The sequence below is a fragment of the Micromonospora sp. NPDC003197 genome, assembly GCF_053590565.1.
In genome coordinates this window covers 48,084-70,808 of sequence record NZ_JBSFTE010000036.1, presented here as the reverse complement: position 1 = coordinate 70,808, position 22,725 = coordinate 48,084, and the positions used below count along the sequence as shown (strand labels likewise).

At 67.8% G+C, this 22,725-nt stretch carries 22 protein-coding genes; 7 read left to right on the top strand and 15 right to left on the bottom strand.

The window, feature by feature from the left end; all coding sequences use genetic code 11:
- Positions 1–481: 481 nt before the first annotated feature.
- Positions 482–991, bottom strand: coding sequence for a GNAT family N-acetyltransferase (locus tag ACWDV4_RS28185; protein ID WP_449984797.1), 510 nt, complete (start codon positions 989–991; stop codon positions 482–484).
- On the bottom strand, positions 988–2,100 hold the full coding sequence (locus ACWDV4_RS28180) for a hypothetical protein (RefSeq protein ID WP_449984795.1): 1,113 nt from the start codon (positions 2,098–2,100) through the stop codon (positions 988–990). The genes ACWDV4_RS28185 and ACWDV4_RS28180 overlap by 4 nt, the downstream gene beginning before the upstream one ends.
- Positions 2,101–2,852: 752 nt before the next feature.
- Here ACWDV4_RS28180 and ACWDV4_RS28175 point away from each other — a divergent pair.
- Entirely contained in the window at positions 2,853–3,221 is a 369-nt protein-coding gene (locus ACWDV4_RS28175) for a hypothetical protein (protein WP_449984794.1), read from the top strand.
- Positions 3,222–3,521: 300 nt separating this feature from the next.
- Here the strand turns inward: ACWDV4_RS28175 and ACWDV4_RS28170 are convergent, their stop codons facing one another.
- The 5 genes from ACWDV4_RS28170 to ACWDV4_RS28150 form a co-directional block, all read right to left on the bottom strand.
- A complete protein-coding gene (locus tag ACWDV4_RS28170) occupies positions 3,522–4,271 on the bottom strand; it encodes a DUF1963 domain-containing protein (RefSeq protein WP_449984792.1) in 750 nt (249 codons plus the stop codon).
- 25 nt (positions 4,272–4,296) lie between these two features.
- Positions 4,297–5,073, bottom strand: coding sequence for a TIGR03089 family protein (locus ACWDV4_RS28165; protein ID WP_449984789.1), 777 nt, complete (start codon positions 5,071–5,073; stop codon positions 4,297–4,299).
- A gap of 313 nt (positions 5,074–5,386) precedes the next feature.
- Positions 5,387–5,707, bottom strand: coding sequence for a hypothetical protein (locus ACWDV4_RS28160; RefSeq protein ID WP_449984787.1), 321 nt, complete (start codon positions 5,705–5,707; stop codon positions 5,387–5,389).
- Positions 5,708–5,711: 4 nt separating this feature from the next.
- A complete protein-coding gene (locus ACWDV4_RS28155; protein ID WP_449984784.1) occupies positions 5,712–5,858 on the bottom strand; it encodes a hypothetical protein in 147 nt (48 codons plus the stop codon).
- Between the two features lie 260 nt (positions 5,859–6,118).
- Positions 6,119–9,454, bottom strand: a complete 3,336-nt coding sequence (locus ACWDV4_RS28150) for an NACHT domain-containing protein (RefSeq protein WP_449984782.1) — start codon at positions 9,452–9,454, stop codon at positions 6,119–6,121.
- A gap of 248 nt (positions 9,455–9,702) precedes the next feature.
- Between ACWDV4_RS28150 and ACWDV4_RS28145 the strand changes: the two genes are divergently transcribed.
- The 3 genes from ACWDV4_RS28145 (at position 9,703) to ACWDV4_RS28135 (ending at position 12,541) form a co-directional block, all read left to right on the top strand.
- Positions 9,703–10,269, top strand: a complete 567-nt coding sequence (locus ACWDV4_RS28145) for a hypothetical protein (protein ID WP_449984779.1) — start codon at positions 9,703–9,705, stop codon at positions 10,267–10,269.
- Positions 10,270–10,343: 74 nt separating this feature from the next.
- Positions 10,344–11,237 (top strand): 1-aminocyclopropane-1-carboxylate deaminase/D-cysteine desulfhydrase, encoded by an 894-nt coding sequence (locus ACWDV4_RS28140; protein WP_449984776.1) that lies wholly within the window; start codon positions 10,344–10,346, stop codon positions 11,235–11,237.
- A 113-nt stretch (positions 11,238–11,350) separates the two neighbouring features.
- Positions 11,351–12,541 (top strand): hypothetical protein, encoded by a 1,191-nt coding sequence (locus ACWDV4_RS28135; RefSeq protein WP_449984773.1) that lies wholly within the window; start codon positions 11,351–11,353, stop codon positions 12,539–12,541.
- A 58-nt stretch (positions 12,542–12,599) separates the two neighbouring features.
- Here the strand turns inward: ACWDV4_RS28135 and ACWDV4_RS28130 are convergent, their stop codons facing one another.
- The 4 genes from ACWDV4_RS28130 to glnA form a co-directional block, all read right to left on the bottom strand.
- The gene (locus ACWDV4_RS28130; RefSeq protein WP_449984771.1) at positions 12,600–13,718 is read right to left on the bottom strand and encodes an acyltransferase family protein; all 1,119 of its coding nucleotides are present in this window, start codon (positions 13,716–13,718) and stop codon (positions 12,600–12,602) included.
- Entirely contained in the window at positions 13,711–14,679 is a 969-nt protein-coding gene (locus ACWDV4_RS28125; RefSeq protein WP_449984769.1) for an alpha/beta hydrolase, read from the bottom strand. Before ACWDV4_RS28125 ends, ACWDV4_RS28130 begins: the two co-directional genes overlap by 8 nt.
- Before the next feature lie 168 nt (positions 14,680–14,847).
- Positions 14,848–15,405 (bottom strand): GNAT family N-acetyltransferase, encoded by a 558-nt coding sequence (locus ACWDV4_RS28120; RefSeq protein ID WP_449984766.1) that lies wholly within the window; start codon positions 15,403–15,405, stop codon positions 14,848–14,850.
- A 4-nt stretch (positions 15,406–15,409) separates the two neighbouring features.
- The gene (gene glnA, locus ACWDV4_RS28115) at positions 15,410–16,759 is read right to left on the bottom strand and encodes a type I glutamate--ammonia ligase (protein WP_449984764.1); all 1,350 of its coding nucleotides are present in this window, start codon (positions 16,757–16,759) and stop codon (positions 15,410–15,412) included.
- A gap of 272 nt (positions 16,760–17,031) precedes the next feature.
- On the opposite strand from glnA, the gene ACWDV4_RS28110 reads away from it, so the two are divergent.
- Both ACWDV4_RS28110 and panB read left to right on the top strand, forming a co-directional pair.
- Positions 17,032–18,807, top strand: a complete 1,776-nt coding sequence (locus ACWDV4_RS28110) for an NAD+ synthase (protein ID WP_449984761.1) — start codon at positions 17,032–17,034, stop codon at positions 18,805–18,807.
- A 156-nt stretch (positions 18,808–18,963) separates the two neighbouring features.
- A complete protein-coding gene (gene panB / locus ACWDV4_RS28105; RefSeq protein WP_449984759.1) occupies positions 18,964–19,821 on the top strand; it encodes a 3-methyl-2-oxobutanoate hydroxymethyltransferase in 858 nt (285 codons plus the stop codon).
- Positions 19,822–19,829: 8 nt separating this feature from the next.
- Here the strand turns inward: panB and ACWDV4_RS28100 are convergent, their stop codons facing one another.
- Positions 19,830–20,267 carry a hypothetical protein gene (locus ACWDV4_RS28100; RefSeq protein ID WP_449984757.1) on the bottom strand — a complete coding sequence of 146 codons (438 nt, stop codon included), beginning with the start codon at positions 20,265–20,267 and terminating at the stop codon, positions 19,830–19,832.
- A 161-nt stretch (positions 20,268–20,428) separates the two neighbouring features.
- Between ACWDV4_RS28100 and ACWDV4_RS28095 the strand changes: the two genes are divergently transcribed.
- Positions 20,429–20,794 (top strand): MerR family transcriptional regulator, encoded by a 366-nt coding sequence (locus ACWDV4_RS28095; RefSeq protein ID WP_449984755.1) that lies wholly within the window; start codon positions 20,429–20,431, stop codon positions 20,792–20,794.
- A 25-nt stretch (positions 20,795–20,819) separates the two neighbouring features.
- Here the strand turns inward: ACWDV4_RS28095 and npdG are convergent, their stop codons facing one another.
- The 3 genes from npdG to ACWDV4_RS28080 all read right to left on the bottom strand — a co-directional run bounded on the left by npdG (position 20,820) and on the right by ACWDV4_RS28080 (position 22,669).
- Positions 20,820–21,518, bottom strand: coding sequence for an NADPH-dependent F420 reductase (npdG, locus tag ACWDV4_RS28090; RefSeq protein ID WP_449984752.1), 699 nt, complete (start codon positions 21,516–21,518; stop codon positions 20,820–20,822).
- Positions 21,519–21,621: 103 nt separating this feature from the next.
- On the bottom strand, positions 21,622–22,377 hold the full coding sequence (locus ACWDV4_RS28085) for a hypothetical protein (protein ID WP_449984749.1): 756 nt from the start codon (positions 22,375–22,377) through the stop codon (positions 21,622–21,624).
- A gap of 88 nt (positions 22,378–22,465) precedes the next feature.
- Positions 22,466–22,669 carry a hypothetical protein gene (locus tag ACWDV4_RS28080; RefSeq protein ID WP_449984748.1) on the bottom strand — a complete coding sequence of 68 codons (204 nt, stop codon included), beginning with the start codon at positions 22,667–22,669 and terminating at the stop codon, positions 22,466–22,468.
- Positions 22,670–22,725 lie beyond the last annotated feature (56 nt).

Sequence of the window (22,725 nt, the reverse complement as noted above, 5' to 3'; positions counted from 1 at the left end):
GGCTGGGTCGAACAGTTCGGGCAGGTCAACGACACCCCGCACACCCCACACCACCGCCACGACACCCGGCACGACACCAACCCAGCCACAAACCCCAACAAGATCCCGCCAACCGCCACGAATGCATAGGACAAGGTCCTCACCTCCCGGTTTGGTAGCGCCACTGCTGCCCCTGCACGTGTGGCCGATTTAGCATCCAGCGATTTCGACCTATGACAATCAAGCAGCGAATCCGAGATCCATGGTTGGCGAGGCGAGATAAAAAGAGAAGGGTTCAGACTCGTGAACAACGGGATCCCGAGCAATGACCCGTGAATTCAGTGAACTTCAGAGCAGCATTTACCAGAAGAACACCCAACCGAGCCGCACACAGCCACACCTCGCGCGCTATCCAGTTTGACCGCGACACCCCTGGGCGACATCACCACAGAGCCGAGACCTGCGGCAATCCTTGACCAAACCCAACCGATGCCGCAAATTATCAAGCAAGCAGCTTTGTAAACGCGCGATTAATTTCCGGATCGCGCGAGGGCACATACGATTCAATCGACCGGTAGCCAAATTCATGGAATAGCCGGATAGCCGCATGATTGCGCACCCCGGTCTCTAAAATTCCGCGACGCGCTCCAGCTGCCACCGCGTGGCGTTCAAGCCAGACCAACAGGGCCCGACCAACACCCAATCCGCGCATCCTAGGAACCGAATACGTTTTCTTGATCTCCACGGTGCCCGAAGGGCGATCGAACCATCGGTAGCCGCCACATCCGGCCGGCACCCCATCGCAGTAGGCAACAACAAAGACACCGCTGGGCAGGACATATTCGGCCGGATCAGCATCGACAGGATCGGCAAAGCCGTACCTCTCAACTTGATCTTCATAGAAGGATCGCAGCAGGCTAGCCGCATCAGGATGATCAAGCACGCGTTGCACCACCAAGACTTCACCGGCGGTGCGGGTGGGACCTGCCTCGTCGTGAGACGTTCTCGTCATGCACGCGATAATGCCTGATCAAACTCCGGAAGAAAGCCGGCCACCGCGCGAGATCGACCCCGTCGCGCAAAGACGCGACGCAACGACAGCAGGTAGGACCGCCCCCGAGGTGACTGAACCTGGTCAAGCAGGCGGATCGCACCCCGGGTCGTCTCGACCGCCTCCGCAAGATCGCCGTGGAGCAGGTACGCACGTGCGAGAAAGGTGCTGTGCAGTAGCGCTGAGCGGGGATAGACAGCCGCCTGCTGGGCGGCGGCCGATAACGCGAGAACCCCGACAGCATCGCGCAGAACATCAATCGCTTCCACAAGCAGATGGTTGCGGCTGGAGGAGCAGCGTTCGGCCAGCACAACCAGCCCTTGACCTACTTCAGCCGCCAACTGTTCCGGACCGAGGTAGTACAGGAACGATGGCGCTTTCCGTCCTGGCCCTTCGACTACCAGCCGCATCGCCTCCTCTGAGCTGCGACGAAACCGACCAAGATCACCACTGGCAGCAGCCGCCGTCGCCTCCCGACCATGTAATCGCGCAAGCAGAATCGAGCCGTCCTTCCTGGATTCGCGTGCTGCAGCCTCGGCAATATGCAACGCCTGGTGACCGTGTCCCGCAAATGCCGACACATAGCTGAGCATGCCGATAACGTTGGCGGAGCGGTCAGCCGCACCAAGCGAACGACAGATACCAATGCTCAGCAACAGGTATCGCTCAGCCGGGCCGTAGCGACCCGAGTCGAACTGCAACCAACCAAGAAGCTGAGCAAGATCAGCGATGTTGATCAGAAGTTGGCGTCCCACACTCGGCTCGAAATTGGCATACTCAAACAGGTCAACGACACTACGAAGTTCTGCCGTAACGTAACGGAGACTCAACGCGCCGCCGCCATGTCTGTCATCGAGTCGCCGCAGAGCCGCGACATGCGTGGAGATCAGTTCGACCTGTTCAGGAAGAACTCGATCACGACCAGCACGGGCCTTCGGCACGAATACAGCTTTGTGCAGTTGGTCGAGCACCATTGCGGTCAGGTCCATGCCGGACGAACCCACGAAAAAGTCACCCGGGGCTGTAGCGGTAGCATTCAGCGCATTCAGCTTACAAAGCAGATCATCCACACAAAGGATATTGTCGAGTCCGTCGACAGCATCACGGGCAGGGCCCTCAGCACACTCATGCTCAGGCCATAGCTGTGCCGCTGTCACGGAATAGCCAAGTTGCTCCGAAAGCACTGCTGCCGCGATGTCCGGAACCGGCGAGCGCGGCCGAAACCCACGCCGCACCCATGAATAGGCTGCCGTCGGGTCAAGTCGGTACTTATCGCGACCTTGCCTCGACAAGCGATTGTTGATCGCAGCCACAAGCTGCCGTGGCCCCCACTCAGCAAGGCGAAGTGCCTCCGCGAGTGATGTCGACGTTTGCCCCATCCTCCCCCCCCACCGCCCATGCTCGCATCGTAGTTAGTTACTTGCGAATCGCTCAGGGCCAAACTCAGCTCTTCAGCAAGTTCACGAGATTCACGCATTGATGCGATCAGCGCTAGTCACCAGCCGGCTCAGGAGGATCGCTGAACCCGGTGCTGCCCAGCGCACTGCGACAAGGGCTTTCCCTGCGGCGGCGAGGTGCCCGTCCTGACAGATCTCGCCGTCTCCGCTGCCCAACGGGGTGACGTACACGAGGTTGTCTTTTACGGCGGGGCAGCGTTAGACACCGTACGGCAGTCTGGATCGGGAGCCGTCAGGCGCAAGTTACACCACCTCCGACACCAGTTCGCCACGCTCCGAGATGACGGCCATGTCCGACATCTCGACAAGCAGATCACTATATTGACGGACGGACTGGTCCTGCCATGACCCCGAGGGAGATCAGGTTGCAGAGCGAAGCAGGACGCGCGTTCCGTGAGGCATGGATTGCTGGTGTCCGCCGGCACTATCCCGGCGAACCGAAGCCGGGCTACGTCACTCCCTGGGAAGAAACCCCCGACTGGGAGCGCGCGAGCGCGACCGCCGTGTACGAACAGGTGCGTACGTTCGTCGAGGCCACAGCCGGGGCGACTGCGAAACTGACCCGCACGCAGAAGGGCCGGTTCGTCGCCCTCTGCTGGGTCGGCCAAATTTTCAAGCACTTCCCCGACCCCAAGCCCTCCTATGTGGCGGACTGGGACGACCTGCCCGAGTGGCAGCAGGCGACCGATGCTGACATCTTCGAGAGCATCGAGCGAGGCCTCGTCGACGTCTGACAGAACTCGGCCTGTCAAGACGATCCGCGCCGAGCTACCCGATGGATCTCATTGATCATGCGCTGTGGTTGATCGTTCCGGTGCGTTGGGAACGTTTGTTGCTGTTGGAGTAGCAACAAGCGGTTCCCACCACCCGGTCACCAGGACGGTCGACAGCCCGACCTGGTCGTTTCGAGGGTGTACCCCGCAGGTCGCGCGCAAGGGCACCTCGGATCAGGTGCTCCCATCGGCCGTGGCCACCTCAGCCGCACGCTGACCCCAGCCGACTTCACTTCGGGGATCACGCACGGGCTGTCGTGGTCACCAGTGGAAGTCGGAGGCCAACGACACCTGCTCGAACCGGCGAGCGGCCAGATCGTCGCGACTGATCACGTAGAAGAGGGTGGCGAATTCGGTCTCGAAGTCCTGGCCGACGTCGCCCTCATCCAGGAAGAACTCGGCCAGCAACACCTTGGTTTCGGGGTCTCCGACCGGGATGCCGAGACCGCCGGTGTTCGAGATACCGAATCCGCCGAGCACAGCGAGGTCGTCTTCGTTGCGGTCGTCCGAGCCGAGTTCCCACACGATGCTCCGGTAGACGCGCTCGTCGTCGCGGCTCTCGCCTCGATAGCGGAGACTCTGGTGGGGACTCTCGGGGAGGCTCCAGTCCGGTGTGCCGTTCAGGGGAATGCGGTCGTACACGCTGGGGGTGTCGGCGGGCGGCTCGGCCTCGGTAACTGCCGCGCCGGCCGGCACGTAGATCACGCGACCGACTTCGGGGACGCTGTACGTCTCTGTGAAGAACACCAGGGTGCCGTCACTGGGAAGCTCGAAATCGAGCGCGCCGCGGGGAATCGCGGCGAGGTCGATCGAAGCCAGGTGAACGGTGTCGTCGGGCCAGGCAACCGAGGCGGGCAGCGCCGGCCTGCCACCGAAGTATCCGACCACCGGACCGCTACCGCCGTTTCCCAGACGCAGGCAGGGGCGCGCGAGTCGTAGCCACCAGTCGATGGCGTCGTCAGGCATGTCTTTCTTCCGGGCAGCAGCCCGGAATGCCTCCAGTTCATCCACGGAGGGCATTGTGGCAGAAGGTGAATTATCGAAGGATACGGGTGGCTTGTTCGGCTGCTGCCCGAGCCTTAACGGTCGTCGGGTCGACGTTGGCGCACAGCACCACCGAGGCACCGACCGCCAGCGGGGCCAACAACCATTTGTACGGGTGCTCGTGCTCGCTCGCGTCGACCAGCAGCCGATCCCCCGACCGTAGGTCGAGCATGGCGGCCGTCTCCGACGCCACCGAGCCCCACTCGCGGAAGGTAACGCCGTCCACGCTCGCGGCAGCGGTCCGTTGTATCGGTGCGTACGCCGACAGGTTGTCGCTGTAGCGACCCACCTCGGACAGGTAGTCGCGGTATCCGGCGGGCATCTCGTCCATGGTCTTGGCACCCGGTGCGAGCCCCAGCACGAAACGGTGTCGAGCGTCGGGCACGTTTTCCAGCCAGTCGTCCAGTCGGTGCCAAGAGACGAAGACCGCGTCCAGCGGTTCATCGTTGCCCGACTCGACCACCGGTAGGCCCGCCGTCGCCGCCAGACGGAACGACACCGACAGCCCCGCCGACCAGGCCCCCAACAACACGGCGGCGGTCTGCCAGTGCGGCGGCAACAGCACCGCCACCCGACTACCCGCACCCAGCCCGCAGCCCTCGTGCAGCAGCCCGGCGGTCCGCGACGCCCATCCGGCCAGCGCGGTAGCCGACAGCTCCGTCCGCTCACCGGTCGCATCGTCGCAGTACGTCAGCAGCGGCCAGTCGGTCTCGGCCACCCCGCCGCCGACCAGCAAACCCGGTACGCCAGCGACACCGTCAACCTGCACCCCGCACACCCCTGCCATCGACTCGCACGGCTGCCTGGACCCTACTCCACCGCAAAAGCACAGCCAGCAAATTACGGACGCACCGACAGGCTACTGGCGACCATTGGCAGAATCCCCTCCCTTCTGAACTCAGCGCGCGCTGACCGGCTAAAACTCGCCCAACAGTTGTGTCTCGAGGCTTACCGGCGTAGCGGCTGAGAACAGGCAGCATGAGGCCCTGTCTGACCGCGGAGACGCCGAGGGTGAAGGCACCCCACATGAGATGAGACAGGAAAGTCGGCGGCTTGCAACCAGTCATAGCCCAAGGAGTTGATCAGAGGTGCGGTCCGATGACCAGCACCGTGATCACAGCGATTTCCTCACCGTCGCGAACCTCGTTGGGGCCGTACATCCAGTAGATCCGCCACGCTCCCGCAGTACGGTTCTCGACGTAGGAATCCCAAACCTTGCCTTTCTCCAACGCAGGAAAGTGCTGATAAAGGTGCGAATGCAGCCCGGGATACATCGGGTCTTTCTGTAGCAGCCCCAGCGCCTTTCGTACCTTCTTCAGCTTGATCACGTTGGCCTGACCACCGGCGGTCAACTTCTTGATCGCCTCGGCAGCCGCCGGAGCGAAGCGCAGCTCGTACGCCATCTGATCAGTCCTCGTCGGCGTACTGCGTGAAGTCACCCAGGTCAACCGTACGGCCCGCCTCAGCATCGGCCACTCCGGCGCGGACCTGCTCAGCCAACTGAGGATTCTCCCAGGCCAGCATCTCCCGCTCCGGGATCGACACTACCGGCATCAGCACTATCACCCCGTCAGTATCGGAACGAACCTGGTAGCGGCGTCCGGGCCGGGCACCTGCCCGACCAAGAGCCACCCGACCTCTGGCATCAGCCTCACTTTCACCAACGATGTCAAAACGGCTCGGGAACTCCTCGGCCAGCATGTTGATCCACACCTCCCACCTGATACCCCGAAGACTACCTGGTTCAGATGGGCAATGCCCACATTTGCACGCTGAACCAAGGGTGCACGAAGCGTCCTAGACTCCAGCGAAAGTCAATCCACCCGCTCGGCGTTACGGGTCAACGCCTGGTGCTCCGCACCTCGTACGAGTTGCTCGTAACGCGCCCTCAACTCCGGATGGTCCACCAAGATCTTGGTCGCCAGCTCCGCGGGCAATGCCGCTCCCTCGCCGCCGTCTGCCTCGACGGGGACCCGCACCTCCGCCAGCCGCACCACCACCTCGGCAGCGAGGCGCCCATCGATCTCGGAATGGTTGTGCGTGAGACAAAGGAGCGACATCTGGCCAAGGAGACTGTCTGCCGCCCGATCCCGCCCGAGAAAAACCAGTGCGCAACGCAGCAGTCGCTCGACCATCTGCCCGCTGCCCAGCCACCTACGATGAGCCGATTCGATGACCTGCACGGCGACATCTGCCGAAATCTCCGAGTCGCTGGCGAGCCGGTCGAGGAGGAGACCGACGACCCACTGTCGGGACTCGGTGTCACGCCACGGAAGGTTCAAGATTTTGGCACCACGCAGGTAGGTACGCTGCCGGTCGAGCACCGTGCTGGCGGTCAGCGGCGACATCACGAACGCGACCACCTCATGCAACACCGACGTGGCCGACGACTCGGGTGCGTTGACGAAATAGTTGATCCCCAACGGCAGGGCTGCCGCAGGATCCAGGGCATGTATCAGCACGTCGTCGTCGATCCCGCACCGGAAATACGCCTTACGTGTCAGGTTTTCCCATGACTGTCCGGGGCGGAGAAAGTCAACGCTTCCCGGTGCTGGTGCTGCCATGTCGTACGTCCAACAGGGATCGACCGGTGGGACGTCGAACTGTTCCGGGTCAGCGATGAGACTGAGCGCAATGTCCCGGCTACCGTCGTCGGTCCAGAGCCGGTCGAGGACCAGGATGTCCACCAGGCTGTTCCAGTCCTCCCCGGTCAGCTGGGACTGCCAGAGCAGGGTCTCCCGGTGCCAGCAGGGCACCACATTCCGTCCCGGATACAGCGTGCCGCCGGTCAGCATGCCGGCAACGCAGACCGCGAGCAGCATCAGGTTGGCACTGTAGGCGGCATGTCGGGCCGGCACCGGCAGCAGCCGGGGCTGATAGCTGTCGTACCGGCGGGAGGTCCGGGAGTGGTGTGCGCCCTGGAACAGTCGGGCCAGCAGGTCGGTCAGGGCGACCCGCCGCTCACCATCCAGCCAGGTAGCGAACGCGGTGAGGAAACCGACCGTCGGTGCCCGGTTACTGAGCACCGCGTACGACAACAGGGCGTGTAGCAGGTCGTCGTCGACCGGGCCGCCGCCGAACGACATGGTGGCTGCCGCCTCGCGGGCCATCAGGTCGGCCAGCGCCTGCCAGACCAGCCGGGCCACCAGGAACTCGCCGAAGGTGGCGTGCAGAAACTCGTACGTCTCCAGTCGGCTGTCGTCGCGGGAAGCCTGCGCCCGGTGTACGAAGAAGAACCGGCCGAGCACGATCTCGGCGGGGCGCAACGGTGCCCGCAGATCGGCGGCGGTGGCCGCCGTTGCCGGGGCGCCGAAGAGCGTCGCCAGGTCGGCTTCCAACTGTGCTTCGGTGACCCATTGCGCATTGCGGTTGAACATGGCGAAGGCGACCACCGACAGTCGGCGCAACTCCTCCTCGACGGCCCGGTCCAACTCTCGCTCGGGCAGCCCAGGCCGGTGCTTGGTCACCTCCCGACGGGCGAACCGGCGCAGCAGCCGTTCATAGAGTTCGTCCTGGCGCAGCAGCCTGGCCGAGCGCAGCGCGTTGCCGTCGACGTCGTAGAGCGCCAACATCAGCAGCAGCAGCGGTTGCGCGGCCAACTCCCGATGGGCCAGTACGGTCGGCAACTCCAGCGGCTGCACTCCACAGGCGTCGAAATAGGCCTGGTTGGCCTTGTTCCAGGTGTCCAGCCAGCCCGCAATCCGGGTCTGGTCGAACGGCTCCAACCGGATCGCGACCGTACCCTTCGGTGGCTGGGCCCGGTCGGCGACGCTGGTCCGGCTGGTCACCACGACCACCACCGGCCGCCCCTGGTCGGACTCCCGTCGCTGGAACGTCGCCACCCGGGCCAGGTAGTCGGTCTGGCTAACCCCGGTGGCCTGCAACAACTCGTCGAAGCCGTCGAGCAGCACCACCGGCAGAGCATCCCCCGCCGAACGGGCCAGCGCCGGCCAGTCCAGGCGTTCGCCGGTGGCGTCGCGCACGGCGTACTCGATCTGGTCCTGCAGATCGGCGGCGGCCGGCACGTCGCGCAGCACCACCCGGACCGGCAGGAAGTCGGCCGCCGGCAGGCGGGCCGCGAGCACCCGGGTGAGCACCGACTTGCCGGAGCCGGGCTGGCCGAGCACCAGCAGCGGGGCGCGGGTCGCCCCCGGGGTGGTGAGGTATCCGGTCAGGAATTCCGGCAGGTCGTCCCGGACCGGCTGGTCGGCCCACCAGCTCTCGTCGCTCGGCCGGGCACCCGGCCCCACCTCGACGACCCGGCACAGCGGTGGCAGGTACGCCTCACCGAGCGTGGGCACCTGCAACCCCTGCGGCACCTCGCCGGAGGCAATGATCGGCCGGTCCAGTGCCGCCGCGTACGCCCGGGCCAGCCCAGCCCGCCGGGCGTCGGGCAGCGTGCCGGTGGAAATGCCGGTCAGTAGCCGCTCAAGTCCGACGAATGAGGTGGCGAGCTGACGTACCTCGGCTCGGGTGCCCTCGTGCTCGCGCAGCGCGGCCCAGAACGCCACCTCGGGGAAGTCACTGGCGAGTCGGCCGAACAGTTCGTGGTGGCGTTCCGCCGCCCGATCGGGGAGCCCGTCGAGGGCATCGTGGAAACCGGCCCGGCCAGTGTGGCTCAGCCGGTCCCAGGCGGCCAGCCCGGTCACGAAGGTCCCCAGCCGGTCGCTGACGGAACGGTAGTAGCCGTCGAGCGCGGACCGGAACTGCTCGTACGGCTGCTGTGGTCCGGGCATCGGCACGCCCCCGGCGAAGAACGCCCACATCAGGGGCTGGTCGTCCCCGCGCGCCCCGGCGATTGCCGCCTGTTCCTGCTTGGTCAGCGCCAGGTCCGTGAACCGGAACGGCAACTCCGCCTCGGCCAGCGCCTCGAAGAAGGCGGTGACCACGATGATCCGGTGTGCTGCCGCCAAGCGCTCGGTCCGGCCGTACCGGGACAGGCCGGCGCGCCGCTCGGAGAGGCCGCGGACCAGCTCGTGGCTGAGCCGGATGAACTCCACCCGCGCGTCGAACAAACTCAGTACGGCCGGGGCGGCGACCGAGATGCCGAGCATGGCCCCGCCGGTCAGCGTGTCGAGGGCGCTGACCACCCTGCTCGACTGCCCACCCAGCAACCGGACGGCATCGGCGTAACTGAGCGTCTTGGGCACGTACTGCCTCCAACGGTGCAATTCATCGATGGCGACGATCCGGGGTGGATAGGTGACATCCAGCGACAAGCATGCCGGTACGGAGCAACAGGTGTTAGGAAGGGCCCCTTCCTATACAAAAAGCGATAGGAAGGGGCCCTTCCTAACACCAAGATTTTCAGGTGGCTGACAGGCACGGCATGGCCACGACACAGTTCAGCGCGCCATCGTCGATCGAGTCCGACACGGTAAGTAACCATGGAGGCTTGATGTCTAGGCTCTTTTCGAAGAAGAACGCCCTCGCCGGGCTGGCCACGGCAGGCGTACTCGCTGTAGGTGTGGCCGCGCCGACCCTGGCATTCGCGCAGGACGGCGACAGCGCGACGCCGAAGCCGTCGACGTCCAGCAGCACTACCGAGGGTGACAAGAACGAGCAGCGCCGGACCGAGCGGCAGAGCGAGTTCGCCAAGTCGCTCGCCGAGGAGTTGGGCGTCTCGCAGGACCAGGTCGAGGCCGCGCTGACCAAGCTTCGCGAGGAGCACAAGGCCGACGCGCAGGAGAAGCGCGACGAGCGGAAGCAGCCCTCCGACGAGGACAAGGCCGACGCACAGGCCAAGCTCAAGGAGCGGCTGGACCAGGCGGTCGAGGACGGCAAGCTCACCCAGGAGCAGGCCGACGCCATCGTCAAGGCGTACGAGGCGGGCGTGCTGCCCGGTGCCGACGGACCCGGCGGCCGCGGCCACGGCCACGGCCCGGGTGGCCCCGGCGGCCCCGGTGACCGGGAGGCTCCGGCCGACGAGCCGACGGACACCCCGGAGGGTACGACCGGCGAGTGAGCCGGCTGGTGCCGCCCACCCACCGCAGTCCCCCTGCGGCGGGTGGGCGGCGCTGTCTCCGGCAGGCTGTACGGGTGCATCCCGGCGAGCCGCTCCCGACGACGATCCCGCTCCGGCTGCCCTCTCCCCTGGTCGAACTCGCCGACGACCGGCTGACCTCGGCCGGGGTCCGGCTGCTGGTCAAGCGGGACGACCTGATCCATCCCGAGTTGCCGGGCAACAAGTGGCGGAAGCTGAAGTACAACCTCAGTGCAGCCGCTGAGCAGGGCCACCACACGTTGTTGACCTTCGGTGGGGCGTACTCCCACCACATCCGGGCCACCGCTGCCGCCGGGCACCATTTCGGCTTCGCCACGATCGGGGTGATCCGGGGCGAGGAGCATCTGCCGCTGAACCCGTCGCTGACGTACGCGACCAGCCGGGGCATGCGGCTCACCTACCTGGACCGGACCACCTACCGCAGCAAACACACCCCGGCGGTGGTCGACGCCCTGCGGCGGGACTGGGGCCGGTTCTATCTGCTCCCCGAGGGCGGCAGCAATCCGCTGGCGGTACGCGGCTGCGCCGAACTACCGGCCGAGATCGACGCGGACTTCGACGTCGTCTGCTGTGCCGTCGGCACCGGCGGCACCCTGGCGGGGATCGCCGCCGGGCTCGGCCCGGACCAGCGGGCGATCGGTTTCTCGGCGCTAAAGGGGGGCGAGTTCCTGGCCGGTGAGGTCCTCCGGCTCCAGGAGCAGACGTACGGCCACCGCACCGGCAACTGGCACATCGAGTACGGCTACCACGGCGGCGGCTACGCCAAAACGACTCCGCAGCTGACGGAGTTCGCCCGCGAGTTCACCGAACGGCATGGCCTGGGGCTGGACCGGATCTACGTCGCCAAAATGATGTTCGGCATCTTCGACCTGGCTGCCCGGGGGGTTTTCGCCCCCGGTACCCGAATCGTCGCGGTCGTCACTGGTTAGCCGTGGAGTTCGTAGTTTCCGCAACCTGAAGCCGAGGCGGACAGGTCGGTTTTACGCTGCTCTTTGGGGCGTCGCGCAATGGCGGTCGCCCCGGTCGGCGCTGCGAGGTAGCCATGGACGTCGAGAGTGTTCCAGCGGACGAGCAGAAGCGGTTGGAACGACTGCTCCGAAAGCACCGTAAACAACTGCTGGCCCTGCCCCACGTCCATCAGGTCGACATGGGATACGAACTCAAGGACGGCCAACCCACCGGCCGGCTCGCGTTGCGGGTGCACGTCGACCGGAAGCAACCCCTGCGCAGGCTGCCGGTCGCCGACCGGGTGCCCGAGGAACTCGACGGGGTACCGGTCGACGTGATCCAGTTCAACCCGGTTCCGCAGCTGGCTCGCAACGTTCTGCACAACCCGGTGGGGGGTGGAGTGCAGATCATGAATGTGAACAGCGCTGGAGCGGGCACGCTCGGAATGATCGTGCTGCATCGGGACAGCCTGCGTCCCCTGGCCCTGTCCAATCATCACGTGATGGTCCGTACGCCGGCAGTGGCGGGCGACCTCGTCTCACAGCCGGGCACCAACGACCCGCCCAGCATTCTGGGCACCGTGCTGGCGTCGGATCAGGCGCTGGACTGCGCGGTGTGCCACATCGGGAACCGGGGGTGGGGGCTCGATGTCTACGGCCTGGATGTCGTCACCGGATGGACGGAGGCACGCCTGGGCATGAAGGTGGTCAAGTCCGGACTCGGCAGCGGAGTGACCTGGGGCATCATCGACGGGATGAACAGCGGCGGCTTCACCGTCGTACCGGACACCTCCCGGCCGGCCAGTGGGCAGATGAGCCTGCCCGGCGACTCCGGTTCGATCTGGCTGGAGCTGACCACCAACCGCGCCGTGGGACTGCACTTCGCGGGCAACGGGCCGAGCGACTCGTTCGAACGTGCGGCGGTCAAACACATGGGTGGTGTCATCCGCACGCTCAACATCCTCGTCTTCGACGGAGCGGCCATCGGCCAGGCCTTCATCGGCAGCCATTGCCGGGTCCTGGCCAGGACCCAGTCCGGGGCAACCTGCGACCTCAAGGTGACCTACCCCAGTGGACGTCGGAGCAGGGCCAGCGGACTGGGTACGAAGCGGGCGGACGGCAACGGCTGGGTGGAGTGGTCCTGGCGGATCGGCACGCACACCAGACGTGTCGGGGCCGGCACCGGTGCCCCCCTGGGTCGCCCTCTGCTGGCCGAGCTCACCCTGGGCGGCGGTCAGACCCGCTTCCTTGAGCGGCACCTGGAGGGCACGTCGCACACGGAATGAACCCGATCGGATTCGTACGACCAGCCGGGGTGCCTTCGCTGCCGGCACCCGGCGGTCGTCACCGGCTGACTGCCACAACCCGGGTGCCGCGCTCGTGCCGGTGGAACGCCGCCCAGCAGACCAGCAGGGCCACCGCGAACAGCGGCAGCCAGGCCAGCCGGGCGACCACCCAGCCCACCCCGTCGGGCACGGTGTGCAGGCCGGGCAACGGCCAGCCGGCGAGCAGACCGAGTGTGGTCACCGCGGTCATCGCCGTCTGGTGCCACAGGAAGATCGTCATCGCGGAGAGGTTCACCAGCGCCACCCCGGCCCAGGCGGCTGGACGCCGCAGCATCCGCCGCAGCGGGTCGATCAGCAGCAGCGCCGCACCGCACTGAGCCAGCCCGAAGGTGACGGCGGCGAGGCTCGGCGGGTTGAGGTTGGAGAAGCCCTCGCCCGGCACCCCCACCATCGCCGCCGGATAGCCCGCCCAGCGGACCAGTACGGCGGTGGCGGCGGCCCCGCCGAGCAGCAACGCCCAGCCAGTCACGCGGCTCCGCAGCCGGTCCCGCGCCCAGGCCGCACCCAGGCAGTACGGCACCAGCCAGCCGGCCAGCAGATTGATCCAGCCGAGCCAGTCCGGTCCACCGAGGACGAGCCGGGCCACGTCGACACTCGCCACCACGACCAGCGGCCACCCCGGGTGCAGCCGTACGACCAGCGGGGTCAACGCGGTCAGCGCCGCGAAGACCAGCAGGAACCACAACGGAGACAGCACCAGCCCGACCAGGGTCCGTACGGTCGCCAGCGGCACCCCGGTCGCGAGCAGCGCTCCCGCCGCCACGGTCCACACCACCAGCACGACGACGACCGGACGGAACAGCCGCGTCATCCGCGTACCGAGCCAACGCCGGTATGGCATGCCTCGGGCGTTGGTTCCGGCATAGCTTCGCGCCGCCACCTGCCCGCCCACCAGAAAGAAGACCGCCAGGGTCTGGAGCAGCCAGGAGACCGGGGTGAACCCGGGCAGGTGCTGTAGCGGGCTGGCCCCGTACACGGTGCCGCTGTCGCTGACCAGGGCGGTCACCAGCCAGTGGCCCAGCACCACCCCGCAGATGGCGAGCGCGCGTAGCGCGTCGACGGCCCGGTCCCGGTCCGGTGGGGTGGCGGCCGCGATCCGCCGTACGAGGTCACGCATCGTCCCGCTCCTCGGCCGGGCCTTCCCCGGCGACGATCTGGGCGATGCTGCGCAACGGCACCGAGCCCGGTTTCAGGTAGTCGCTGTGGCCGCCGTCGCCCGCCGCGAAGATCCGGGCACCGAACCGTGGCGATACGGGGTCGGTGCCGAGCCCGATGGTGGCGAAGGGCAGCCGGAGCCGCTGGTGCGGCACGTTGCCGATCCAGTCACCGGCGCTGCGGCCCGCCCAGACAGTGGCCGAGGTCTGCAACTCGGCGACATCGTCGACCCCGGTGCCGGGGCTGCCGTACAGGACGATATCCGTGACTTGCAGTCCGGGCGCGGCCTGGGCGCAGACCACGGTCCCGTAGGAGTGGCAGACCAGGGCGACCCGCGCGTCCGGCGCGGCGACGCCCAGCTCCCGGATGAACGTACGCAGTTCCGCAGCGCCGTCGGCGGCCCGCCCTGGCGTCAATACCTGTGGGCTGATCGTCGCCGGTGTCCGGTAGCCGAGCCAGGCGAGAACGGCGCCCCGGCTGCCCAACTCCCGGTGTAGCACCTCGGCGTCGGCCGGAAGCCGCTGGTAACTGTCCAGATTGGTGTCCGCGCCCGGGACCAGCACGGCAATCCGCTCGGCCCGGCACAGGTCCCCGAAGACCTCCACCACGCGGCCGCCGTCGCGGCCGTCGAAGGACAGGAACTGCCGCGTCGGGTCCGCCAGGGTACGCAGCACCGCAGCCCGACTCCGGTCGCCGTGCTCGGCCGACATCCGCTCGGCTGCTCGGATGCCGTCAAGGTTGACGGTGTACCGGTCGGCGATATCGGCGCACACCCCGGCACGCAACGGCGCAACGGCCAGCGGCGTGGGCGCCGGGACCGCCCCGGGACGGGCCGCGCCCACCATCGGCACCGTCACCGAAGCGGCGACGAACGCGGAGCACAGCAGACGACGCCAGCGGCCGGTACGAGTGCGGGACGCCATGGGAGATCCTTCCGGTACCGAAAGTCAGTCGTGCTCTTCGGTACCGACGTTATGGATCATCAGCCCTGGTCGGCGTCCCGCTGCGGACCACAGTTCCGCGTAGTTCTCAGGTATTACCCGGTGGCGTGGCTACTCCCTAGGGCGGTATCCGGCGGGATACCGCACCGACTACTTCCTGCTGCTACGCCACTCGTCGGCGAGCACCGACCAGACCTCCTGATCCGCCCGTACGCCACTCGCGTCGGCCGGCACGGACTGCCGCAGCACCCCGTCCAGGCTCATGCCCAACCGCTTGGCGACGTTCCGGCTGCGGGTGTTGGCCGACTTGGTCACCCACTCGACCCGGGTGATGCCCCGCACCTCGACCGCCCAGTCGATCATGTGGCTGACCGCCTGGGTGATCAACCCCCGGCCTTCGGCGGCCGGTTCCAGCCAGCAGCCGACCTCGCACACCCCGGCCGCCGCGTTCACCGAGACGAAGAGCGTGCCGCCGACAAGCACCCCGTCCAGCCAGATCCCGTAGATCCGGGCGTCATCCTTGGCCTGCTTGTCCGCGTACCGCTGTAGGACTTCACGGGCCCCGGCCACACCGGTGGCCACGAAACTCGGCCCCACCCAGGGAGCGATGTGCTCCCGGGCCCGGTCAAGGTTGGCCGCGAACTCTTCGGCCTGCCACGGTTCGAGGGGGCGCAGTACGGCGTCATCGCCGAGAGGGATAGCGAACATCGGCTCAGAGTGCCAGATAGCGCTCCCGCTCGTACGGGGTGACCACCCGGCGGTACTGCTCCCACTCGGAGCGCTTGTTACGCAGGAAGAAGTCGAAGACGTGCTCGCCGAGCACCTCGGCCACCAGCTCCGAGCCGGCCATCACGTCGATCGCCTCGGCCAGGTCCTCCGGCAGCGACTCGTACCCCATCGCCTTGCGCTCGGCGTTGGACAGCGACCACACGTCGTCCTCGGCCCCCGGCGGCAGCTCGTAGCCCTCCTCGATGCCCTTGAGCCCGGCACCGAGCATCACCGCGTAGGCCAGGTAGGGGTTGGCGGCCGCGTCGAGCGAGCGGACCTCCACCCGGGCCGAGTTGGGCTTGCCGTACGCCGGCACCCGCACCAGCGCCGAGCGGTTGAGGTGCCCCCAGCAGACGTACGCCGGGGACTCGGTGATCCGGTCCGGCAGCGCCTGCGGGAAGAGCCGCTTGTAGGAGTTGACCCACTGGTTGGTGACCGCGGTGTATTCCCGGGCGTGAGTGAGCAGCCCAGCGATGAACGCCCGGCCGACCTTGGAGAGTTTCATCGGGTCGCTGGCGTCGTGGAACGCGTTGCGCTCCCCCTCGAAGAGCGACAGGTGGGTGTGCATGCCACTGCCCGGCTGGTCGGTGAAGGGCTTGGGCATGAACGAGGCCCGTACGCCGTGCGAGAGCGCCACCTCCTTGACCACGTGCCGGAACGTCATGATGTTGTCGGCGGTGGTGAGCGCGTCGGCGTAGCGCAGGTCGATCTCCTGCTGGCCGGGGGCCACCTCGTGGTGGCTGTATTCCACCGAGATGCCGATCCGCTCCAACGCCAGCACCGCCTGCCGGCGGAAGTCCCGAGCGACGGCGTGCGTGGTGTGCTCGAAGTAGCCGCCGGCGTCGACCGGCACCGGGACCGACCCGTCGGTGGGGCCGTCCTCCAACAGGAAGAACTCGATCTCGGGATGGGTGTAGAAGGTGAACCCCTTCTCGGCGGCCCGGGACAGCGCCCGGCGCAGCACGTGCCGAGGGTCAGCCCAGGAGGGGCTACCGTCGGGGAGCAGGATGTCGCAGAACATCCGGGCGCTCTCGCCGCTGACCCCACCCTCGAACGGAAAGACCTGGAAGGTGGTCGGATCGGGCATGGCGACCATGTCGGATTCGAAGACTCGGGCGAAGCCCTCGATGGCGGAGCCGTCGAAACCAATGCCCTCGGCGAACGCGGCCTCCAACTCGGCCGGCGCCACCGAGACGCTCTTCAGCGTGCCCAGCACGTCGGTGAACCACAGCCGAACGAAACGGATGTCCCGTTCCTCCAGCGTACGGAGCACGAACTCCTGCTGACGGTCCACTTCCACCCCTCGTGACATTCTGCTCGTACCAGACCGGCCGGGCGCTCACCTCCGACCGGGGGGTGGTGAGCGTCGGGCAGCTTGACCGCCCAGTCTCCACCGCCCTGATTACGCCGACGTTACGCCGGCCACACCCGGCACCACTGTACGGGGGCAAGCCGCCGCCGGGCCCGACTCCGCGCTGCCGGGCCCGACTCCGCGCCTGCCGGGTCGGAAACCGGCAGCGCCGACTCCGAACTGCCGGGTCGGATCACGTACGGCAAGATGAGGTGATGCCGACCTTGCGCCTCGCTCTCGCCCAGGTCAACACGACCGTGGGTGATCTGTCCGGTAACGCCGAACTGGTCCGCCGGTGGACCCGTACCGCTGCGGACGCGGGCGCACAACTCGTCGCCTTCCCCGAGATGACGTTGACCGGTTACCCGGTGGAGGACCTGGTCTTCCGGGAGTCCTTCGTGACCGCCTCCCGCAACGCCGTGCACCAGCTCGCCACCGACCTGGCCGCCGACGGGCTGGGCGAGGTGCCGGTGCTGGTCGGCTACCTCGACGCTGACGGTCCGCCTGCGGACAGCGTCCGGTCCGTGGCGGGCAAGGGGCCGCGCAACGCGCTGGCCGTACTGCACGCCGGCCGGGTGGTGGCCACCTACTTCAAGCACCACCTGCCCAACTACGGCGTCTTCGACGAGGACCGCTACTTCACCCCCGGCGACACGCTGACCGTGATCCGTGTCGGCGAGGTGGACGTCGCGCTGACCATCTGTGAGGACATCTGGCAGGCCGGCGGCCCGTTCACCGCCGCCCGCCGGGCCGGTGTCGGCCTGGTCATCAGCGTCAACGGCTCGCCGTACGAGCTGAACAAGGACGACGTACGACTGCCGCTGGTACGTCGCCGGGCCGCCGAGGCCGGGGCCACCGTGGCGTACGTCAACCTGGTCGGCGGACAGGACGAGCTGGTCTTCGACGGTGACTCGATAATCGTCGCGCCGGACGGGACGCTGCTGACCCGGGCACCCCGATTCATCGAGCAGCTGGTCGTACACGATGTGGAGCTGCCGGCGGCGGACGTCGCGCGCCCGGCCACCGAGGAGCCGCCGGCCGACGATCCGGCCGGGATGCGGATCGCCCGGATCCCGGTCACCGCAGCGCTGCCCGCTCCGGCGGGACCGCCGGCCATCGGCATGGTCGAGAAGCCGGTCACCGACGAGGCCGAAATCTGGCAGGCGCTGGTGGTCGGCCTACGCGACTACGTCAACAAGAACGGCTTTCCCTCCGTGGTGCTCGGACTCTCCGGCGGCATCGACTCGGCGGTCGTGGCGGCCATCGCGGTGGACGCGCTCGGCCCCGAGCGGGTGGTCGGGGTGTCGTTGCCGAGCCAGCACTCGTCGGAGCATTCCCGCAGCGACGCCGCCGACCTGGCCGAACGCACCGGGCTGGACTACCGGGTGGAGCCGATCCAGCCGATGGTGGACAGCTTCCTGGCCAACCTGTCGCTGGCCGGGGTGGCGGTGGAGAACCTTCAGGCCCGGGTACGCGGCGTGCTGCTGATGGCGCTGTCGAACCAGGAGGGGCATCTCGTCCTCACCACCGGCAACAAGAGCGAACTGGCGGTCGGCTACTCCACCCTCTACGGCGACTCGGTGGGCGGCTTCAACCCGATCAAGGACGTGTGGAAGACGCTGGTCTGGAAGCTGGCCCGGTGGCGCAACGAGGATGCGACCCGGCGCGGCGAGCAGCCGCCGATCCCGGAGAGCTCGATCGGCAAGCCGCCCAGCGCCGAGCTGAGCCCCGGCCAGCTCGACAGCGACACCCTGCCGGAATACTCGGAACTCGACCCGATCCTGATCGGCTACGTCGACGGCGACCTGGGCCGGGAGGGGCTGATCGCGGCCGGACACGATCCGGCGGTGGTGGACCGGGTGCTGCGCATGGTCGACCTCGCCGAATACAAGCGTCGCCAGTCGGCCCCCGGCACCAAGACCTCGATCAAGGCGTTCGGTCGGGACCGGCGACTGCCCATCACCAACCGGTGGCGCGAGCACGGCTCCTGACCGTCGCCGGTCTGACCATCGCCGGTCTGATCGTCGGCGTTTCGATCGGGTTGTGAGAACTTCCACTCGACTCTGCCCTGTCCGGCCGATGCGGTGCGACGATCGGCGCAGAACCCGGGGACCGCGAACGCGGCCTCGAGGCGAGAGGAGTTCCACATGTCCGAGTCAGGGATCACCCCCGCACCCGCCGAGGTGCCGACGCTGTACGGCGGGCCGGCGACCCGGCGGGTACGCACCCGTGACCTGCTCGCCGCCAAGGAGCGCGGCGAGCGCTGGGCGATGCTCACCTCGTACGACCAGTACACGGCCTCGATCTTCGACCAGGCGGGGATCCCGGTGCTGCTGGTCGGCGACTCGGCGGCCAACAACGTCTTCGGCTACGAGACCACGGTGCCGGTGACCGTAGAGGACCTGCTGCCGCTGGTCCGGGCGGTGGTACGGGCGACGAAGCAGACGCTGGTCGTCGGTGACCTGCCGTTCGGCTCGTACGAGGAGGGACCGACCCAGGCGCTGCGCACGGCGGTGCGGTTCATGAAGGAGGGCGGCTGCCACGCGGTGAAGCTGGAGGGCGGTCGGCGTTTCGCGGCGCAGATCGCGGCCATCACCGGTGCCGGCATCCCGGTAATGGCGCACATCGGGTTCACACCGCAGCGGGAGCACACCATCGGCGGCTACCGGGTGCAGGGCCGGGGCGAGGCCGCTGCGGACGTACTCGCCGACGCGCAGGCGGTGGTCGAGGCGGGCGCCTTCGCGGTGGTGCTGGAGATGGTGCCGGGTGAGGTGGCCAAGCGGGTCACCCACGAGGTGCCGATCCCGACGGTGGGTATCGGTGCCGGTGCGGACACCGACGCGCAGGTGCTGGTCTGGCAGGACATGGCGGGGCTGCGCGGCGGCAAGGCACCCCGGTTCGTCAAGCGGTACGCCGACCTGGCCGGAATACTCACCGACGCCACCCGCCGTTACGCCGACGAGGTACGCGACGGCCAGTTCCCCGCCGCCGAGCACACCTTCTGAGAAACCTGCTAGGCGCTGAGTGCCGCCGCTGCCCGGCGGCGGCCCAGCAAAGGCACGAGCTGAGCTACCCCGAACCCCACCTCTACGACGAGGAAGAACCACAGCACCCGCGTCCCGCCGTTCGCCAGCGCGTACGCCTGCCACATCGCGAACAACGTACGCGCGATGCCGTCGAGCAGCCCGTGCAGCGGCACCGGCCGGAGGATGCGCAGCAGCGCCCAGACGACCACGACCGAGCCCATGAGGTTCGCGTACAACGTCAGCATCGGTTCCGGAGTCGGCAGACTGCCCAGCCCCAGCACGTCGCCGAGGGTCTGTAGGACGCCGTGCACCAGCAGGTAGCTCCAGGGAGTCGCGAACCCGATCGTGACCACGAGGTCGTACCAGGCGCTGGCGCGGACTACGCGCAGGTAGGCAGGGCTGGCGGGGGCGAGTCGGTTGACCACAGCGGGGCTCCTTGCCGGGCTGACGGGACCGCCGCTCTGGCGGTCGACGCCGACGAACGTAAACCTTGAAGTAAGCTCCAAGGTCAAGTCCGCAAGCCAGCGGAGCCCCGCTCGGCTTGAGAGCCTCATGCGGATCGGAGCCTCATGCGGATCGGAGCCTCATGCGGATCGGAGAGCTGGCCGCCCAGGCGGGCCTGAGCACAGACACCATCCGGTTCTACGAGAAGGTCGGCCTCGTCGCGGGCGCGCGCCTGGCCAACGGCTACCGGGACTTTTCCCCGGAGATGGTGCCCTGGCTGCACTACGTGCGTACGGCACAGGCCCTCGGGTTCTCGCTGTCGGAGATCGCCCGGCATGGCGAGGAACTGCGCGACGCCCCCGATTCGGCGACGGCGTTGTCGGCACTCTTCGCCGACAAGATCACGGTCGTCGACGCGCGGATCGCCGAGCTGACCGCCCTACGGGCCGAGCTGGCGGCGCGCGTCGGCACCGACTGCCCGCTACGGGCAGCCGGCAGCGGCGGCTGACCGCCAGCTCAGGATCCGTACACCGTCAGAGATCGGTGACCCGGATACCGGCGTGCGCCTTGTAGCGCTTGTTGATGGCGATCAGGTTGGCGGTGAACGCCTCGATCTGGTGGGCGTTGCGCAGCCGGCCGGCGTAGATGCCGCGCATGCCGGGAATCAGCGCGGCCAGGCCGCCCACGATCCCCACCAGTTCCCGCTCCTCGGTGCAGATCAGCACGTCGAGGTCGATCCGGTCGATCGTCGGGTCGGCCAGCAGCGGGGCGCTGACGTGGTTGAACGCCGCGCACACCCGGGACTCGGGCAGCAGGGCGGCGGCCTGCTGCACCGCGCTGCCCTCGTCGACCCGCAACGCGTACGGCCCCTGGCCGTCGAAGCCGAGCGGGTTGACGCAGTCGACGACCACCTTGCCGGCCAGTGGCTCGCGCAGGGCGGCGAGGGTGGCGGCGTGCCCGTCCCACGGCACCGCGACGATGACCACGTCGGCCCGGGACGCCACCTCGATGTTGTCCGCGCCGGAGACGGTGGCGCCGGCCGGTACGCCGGGGAGCGCGGCGATTTCCTGTGCCGCCTGCTCCGCGCGCGGGGCCGTCCGGGAACCCACCAGTACGGTCTGTCCGGCCCGGGCGAACCGGTAGGCAAGCCCTCGGCCCTGGTCGCCGGTGCCGCCGATGATGCCCACGGTCAGCCCGGACACGTCGGGCAGGGAACTCGCGTCGTATGCCATGACGGTCATCCTCGCAAACCAACGTGACCGGTGGGGGGTGTGGGATCCGCCAAGACACCGCACCGGCCGACCCTGTTCGGTCGGCCGGTGCGCGTACCCCGGGTCAGCGGGTGGTCTTGCGGGCCGCGACCCGGGCGGCCTTCTTCGCCGGCGACTGCCGGGCGGTGACCTGCTTGGTCGGCGTCTTCCGGCCGGTCAGTTTCCGGGCCGACACCGTACCGGCGGTCGACTTCCGCGCGGTGGTCTTCTTCGCCGCCGTCGTACGCGCCGTTCCGGTCGCCTTCGCGGCGGCCGTCTTGCGGGTCGAGGTCGACTTCGCGGTCGTCGCCTTCCTCGCCGGAGCCTTCTTCGCCGTCGTGGTCTTGCGGGCCGCCGGCCGTGTCGACGTCGTCTTCTTCGCTGCCGCCTTCTTGGCCGCTGTCGACTTCGCGGTCGTCGTCTTCTTCGCCGCCGTCTTCGCGGTCGTCGTCTTCTTCGCGATGGTCTTCCTGGCGGTCGCCTTCTTGGCCCCCGCCTGCTTCGCCGCCGACTGCGCCGCCGTCGTCTTCTTCGCCACGGTCCGCTTCGCCGCAGCCTTCTTGGCCGCCGTCGACTTCGCGGTGGTCGCCTTCTTCGCCGGTGCCTTCTTGGCGGTCTTTCGGGCGGTGATCGGCGCCGTCTTGCTGGCGGTACGGGCGGTCGTCGCCTTCTTCCGGGCGGGGGTCTTGGCGGCGGTCGCCCCGGTGGCCCGCTTGGTCGCGGTAGCGGTCTTCTTGGCCGCCGTGGACCGCTTCATCGGCGCCTTCTTGGCCCCGGTGGTCTTCCGGGCGCCGGTGGGTCTGGCAGCCGGCCGGGTGGTGGCCTTAGTTGCTTCGGCCATCTGGGTTCCCTCCTTGCGGGACATGCTCTCGGTCGTCTCCCCGACGGAGACCACGGAGTTCCTCGACGCGGACCCTCGCCACGTCGGTCTACCTCTCCTCCCCGGCCCAGCGGGCGTCCTCGGTTTCCCACGCCTCGTTACGCTCCTGCACGAGTTGCAGCGCGTTCTCCGCGTCGGTGGCTGAGGCGTACGGGCCGAAGACGTACTTCGCGGGACACACGTTTGCGTCCGTCTCGACCTGGTGGTGTCGTAGGCACCAGAAGTACCGTGCACCACTTCCGCTGTCGCTCATGGGATCACTGTGCACCGCAAATCGACGGCGCGCTACCGATTCGCGCAAATAGTCGG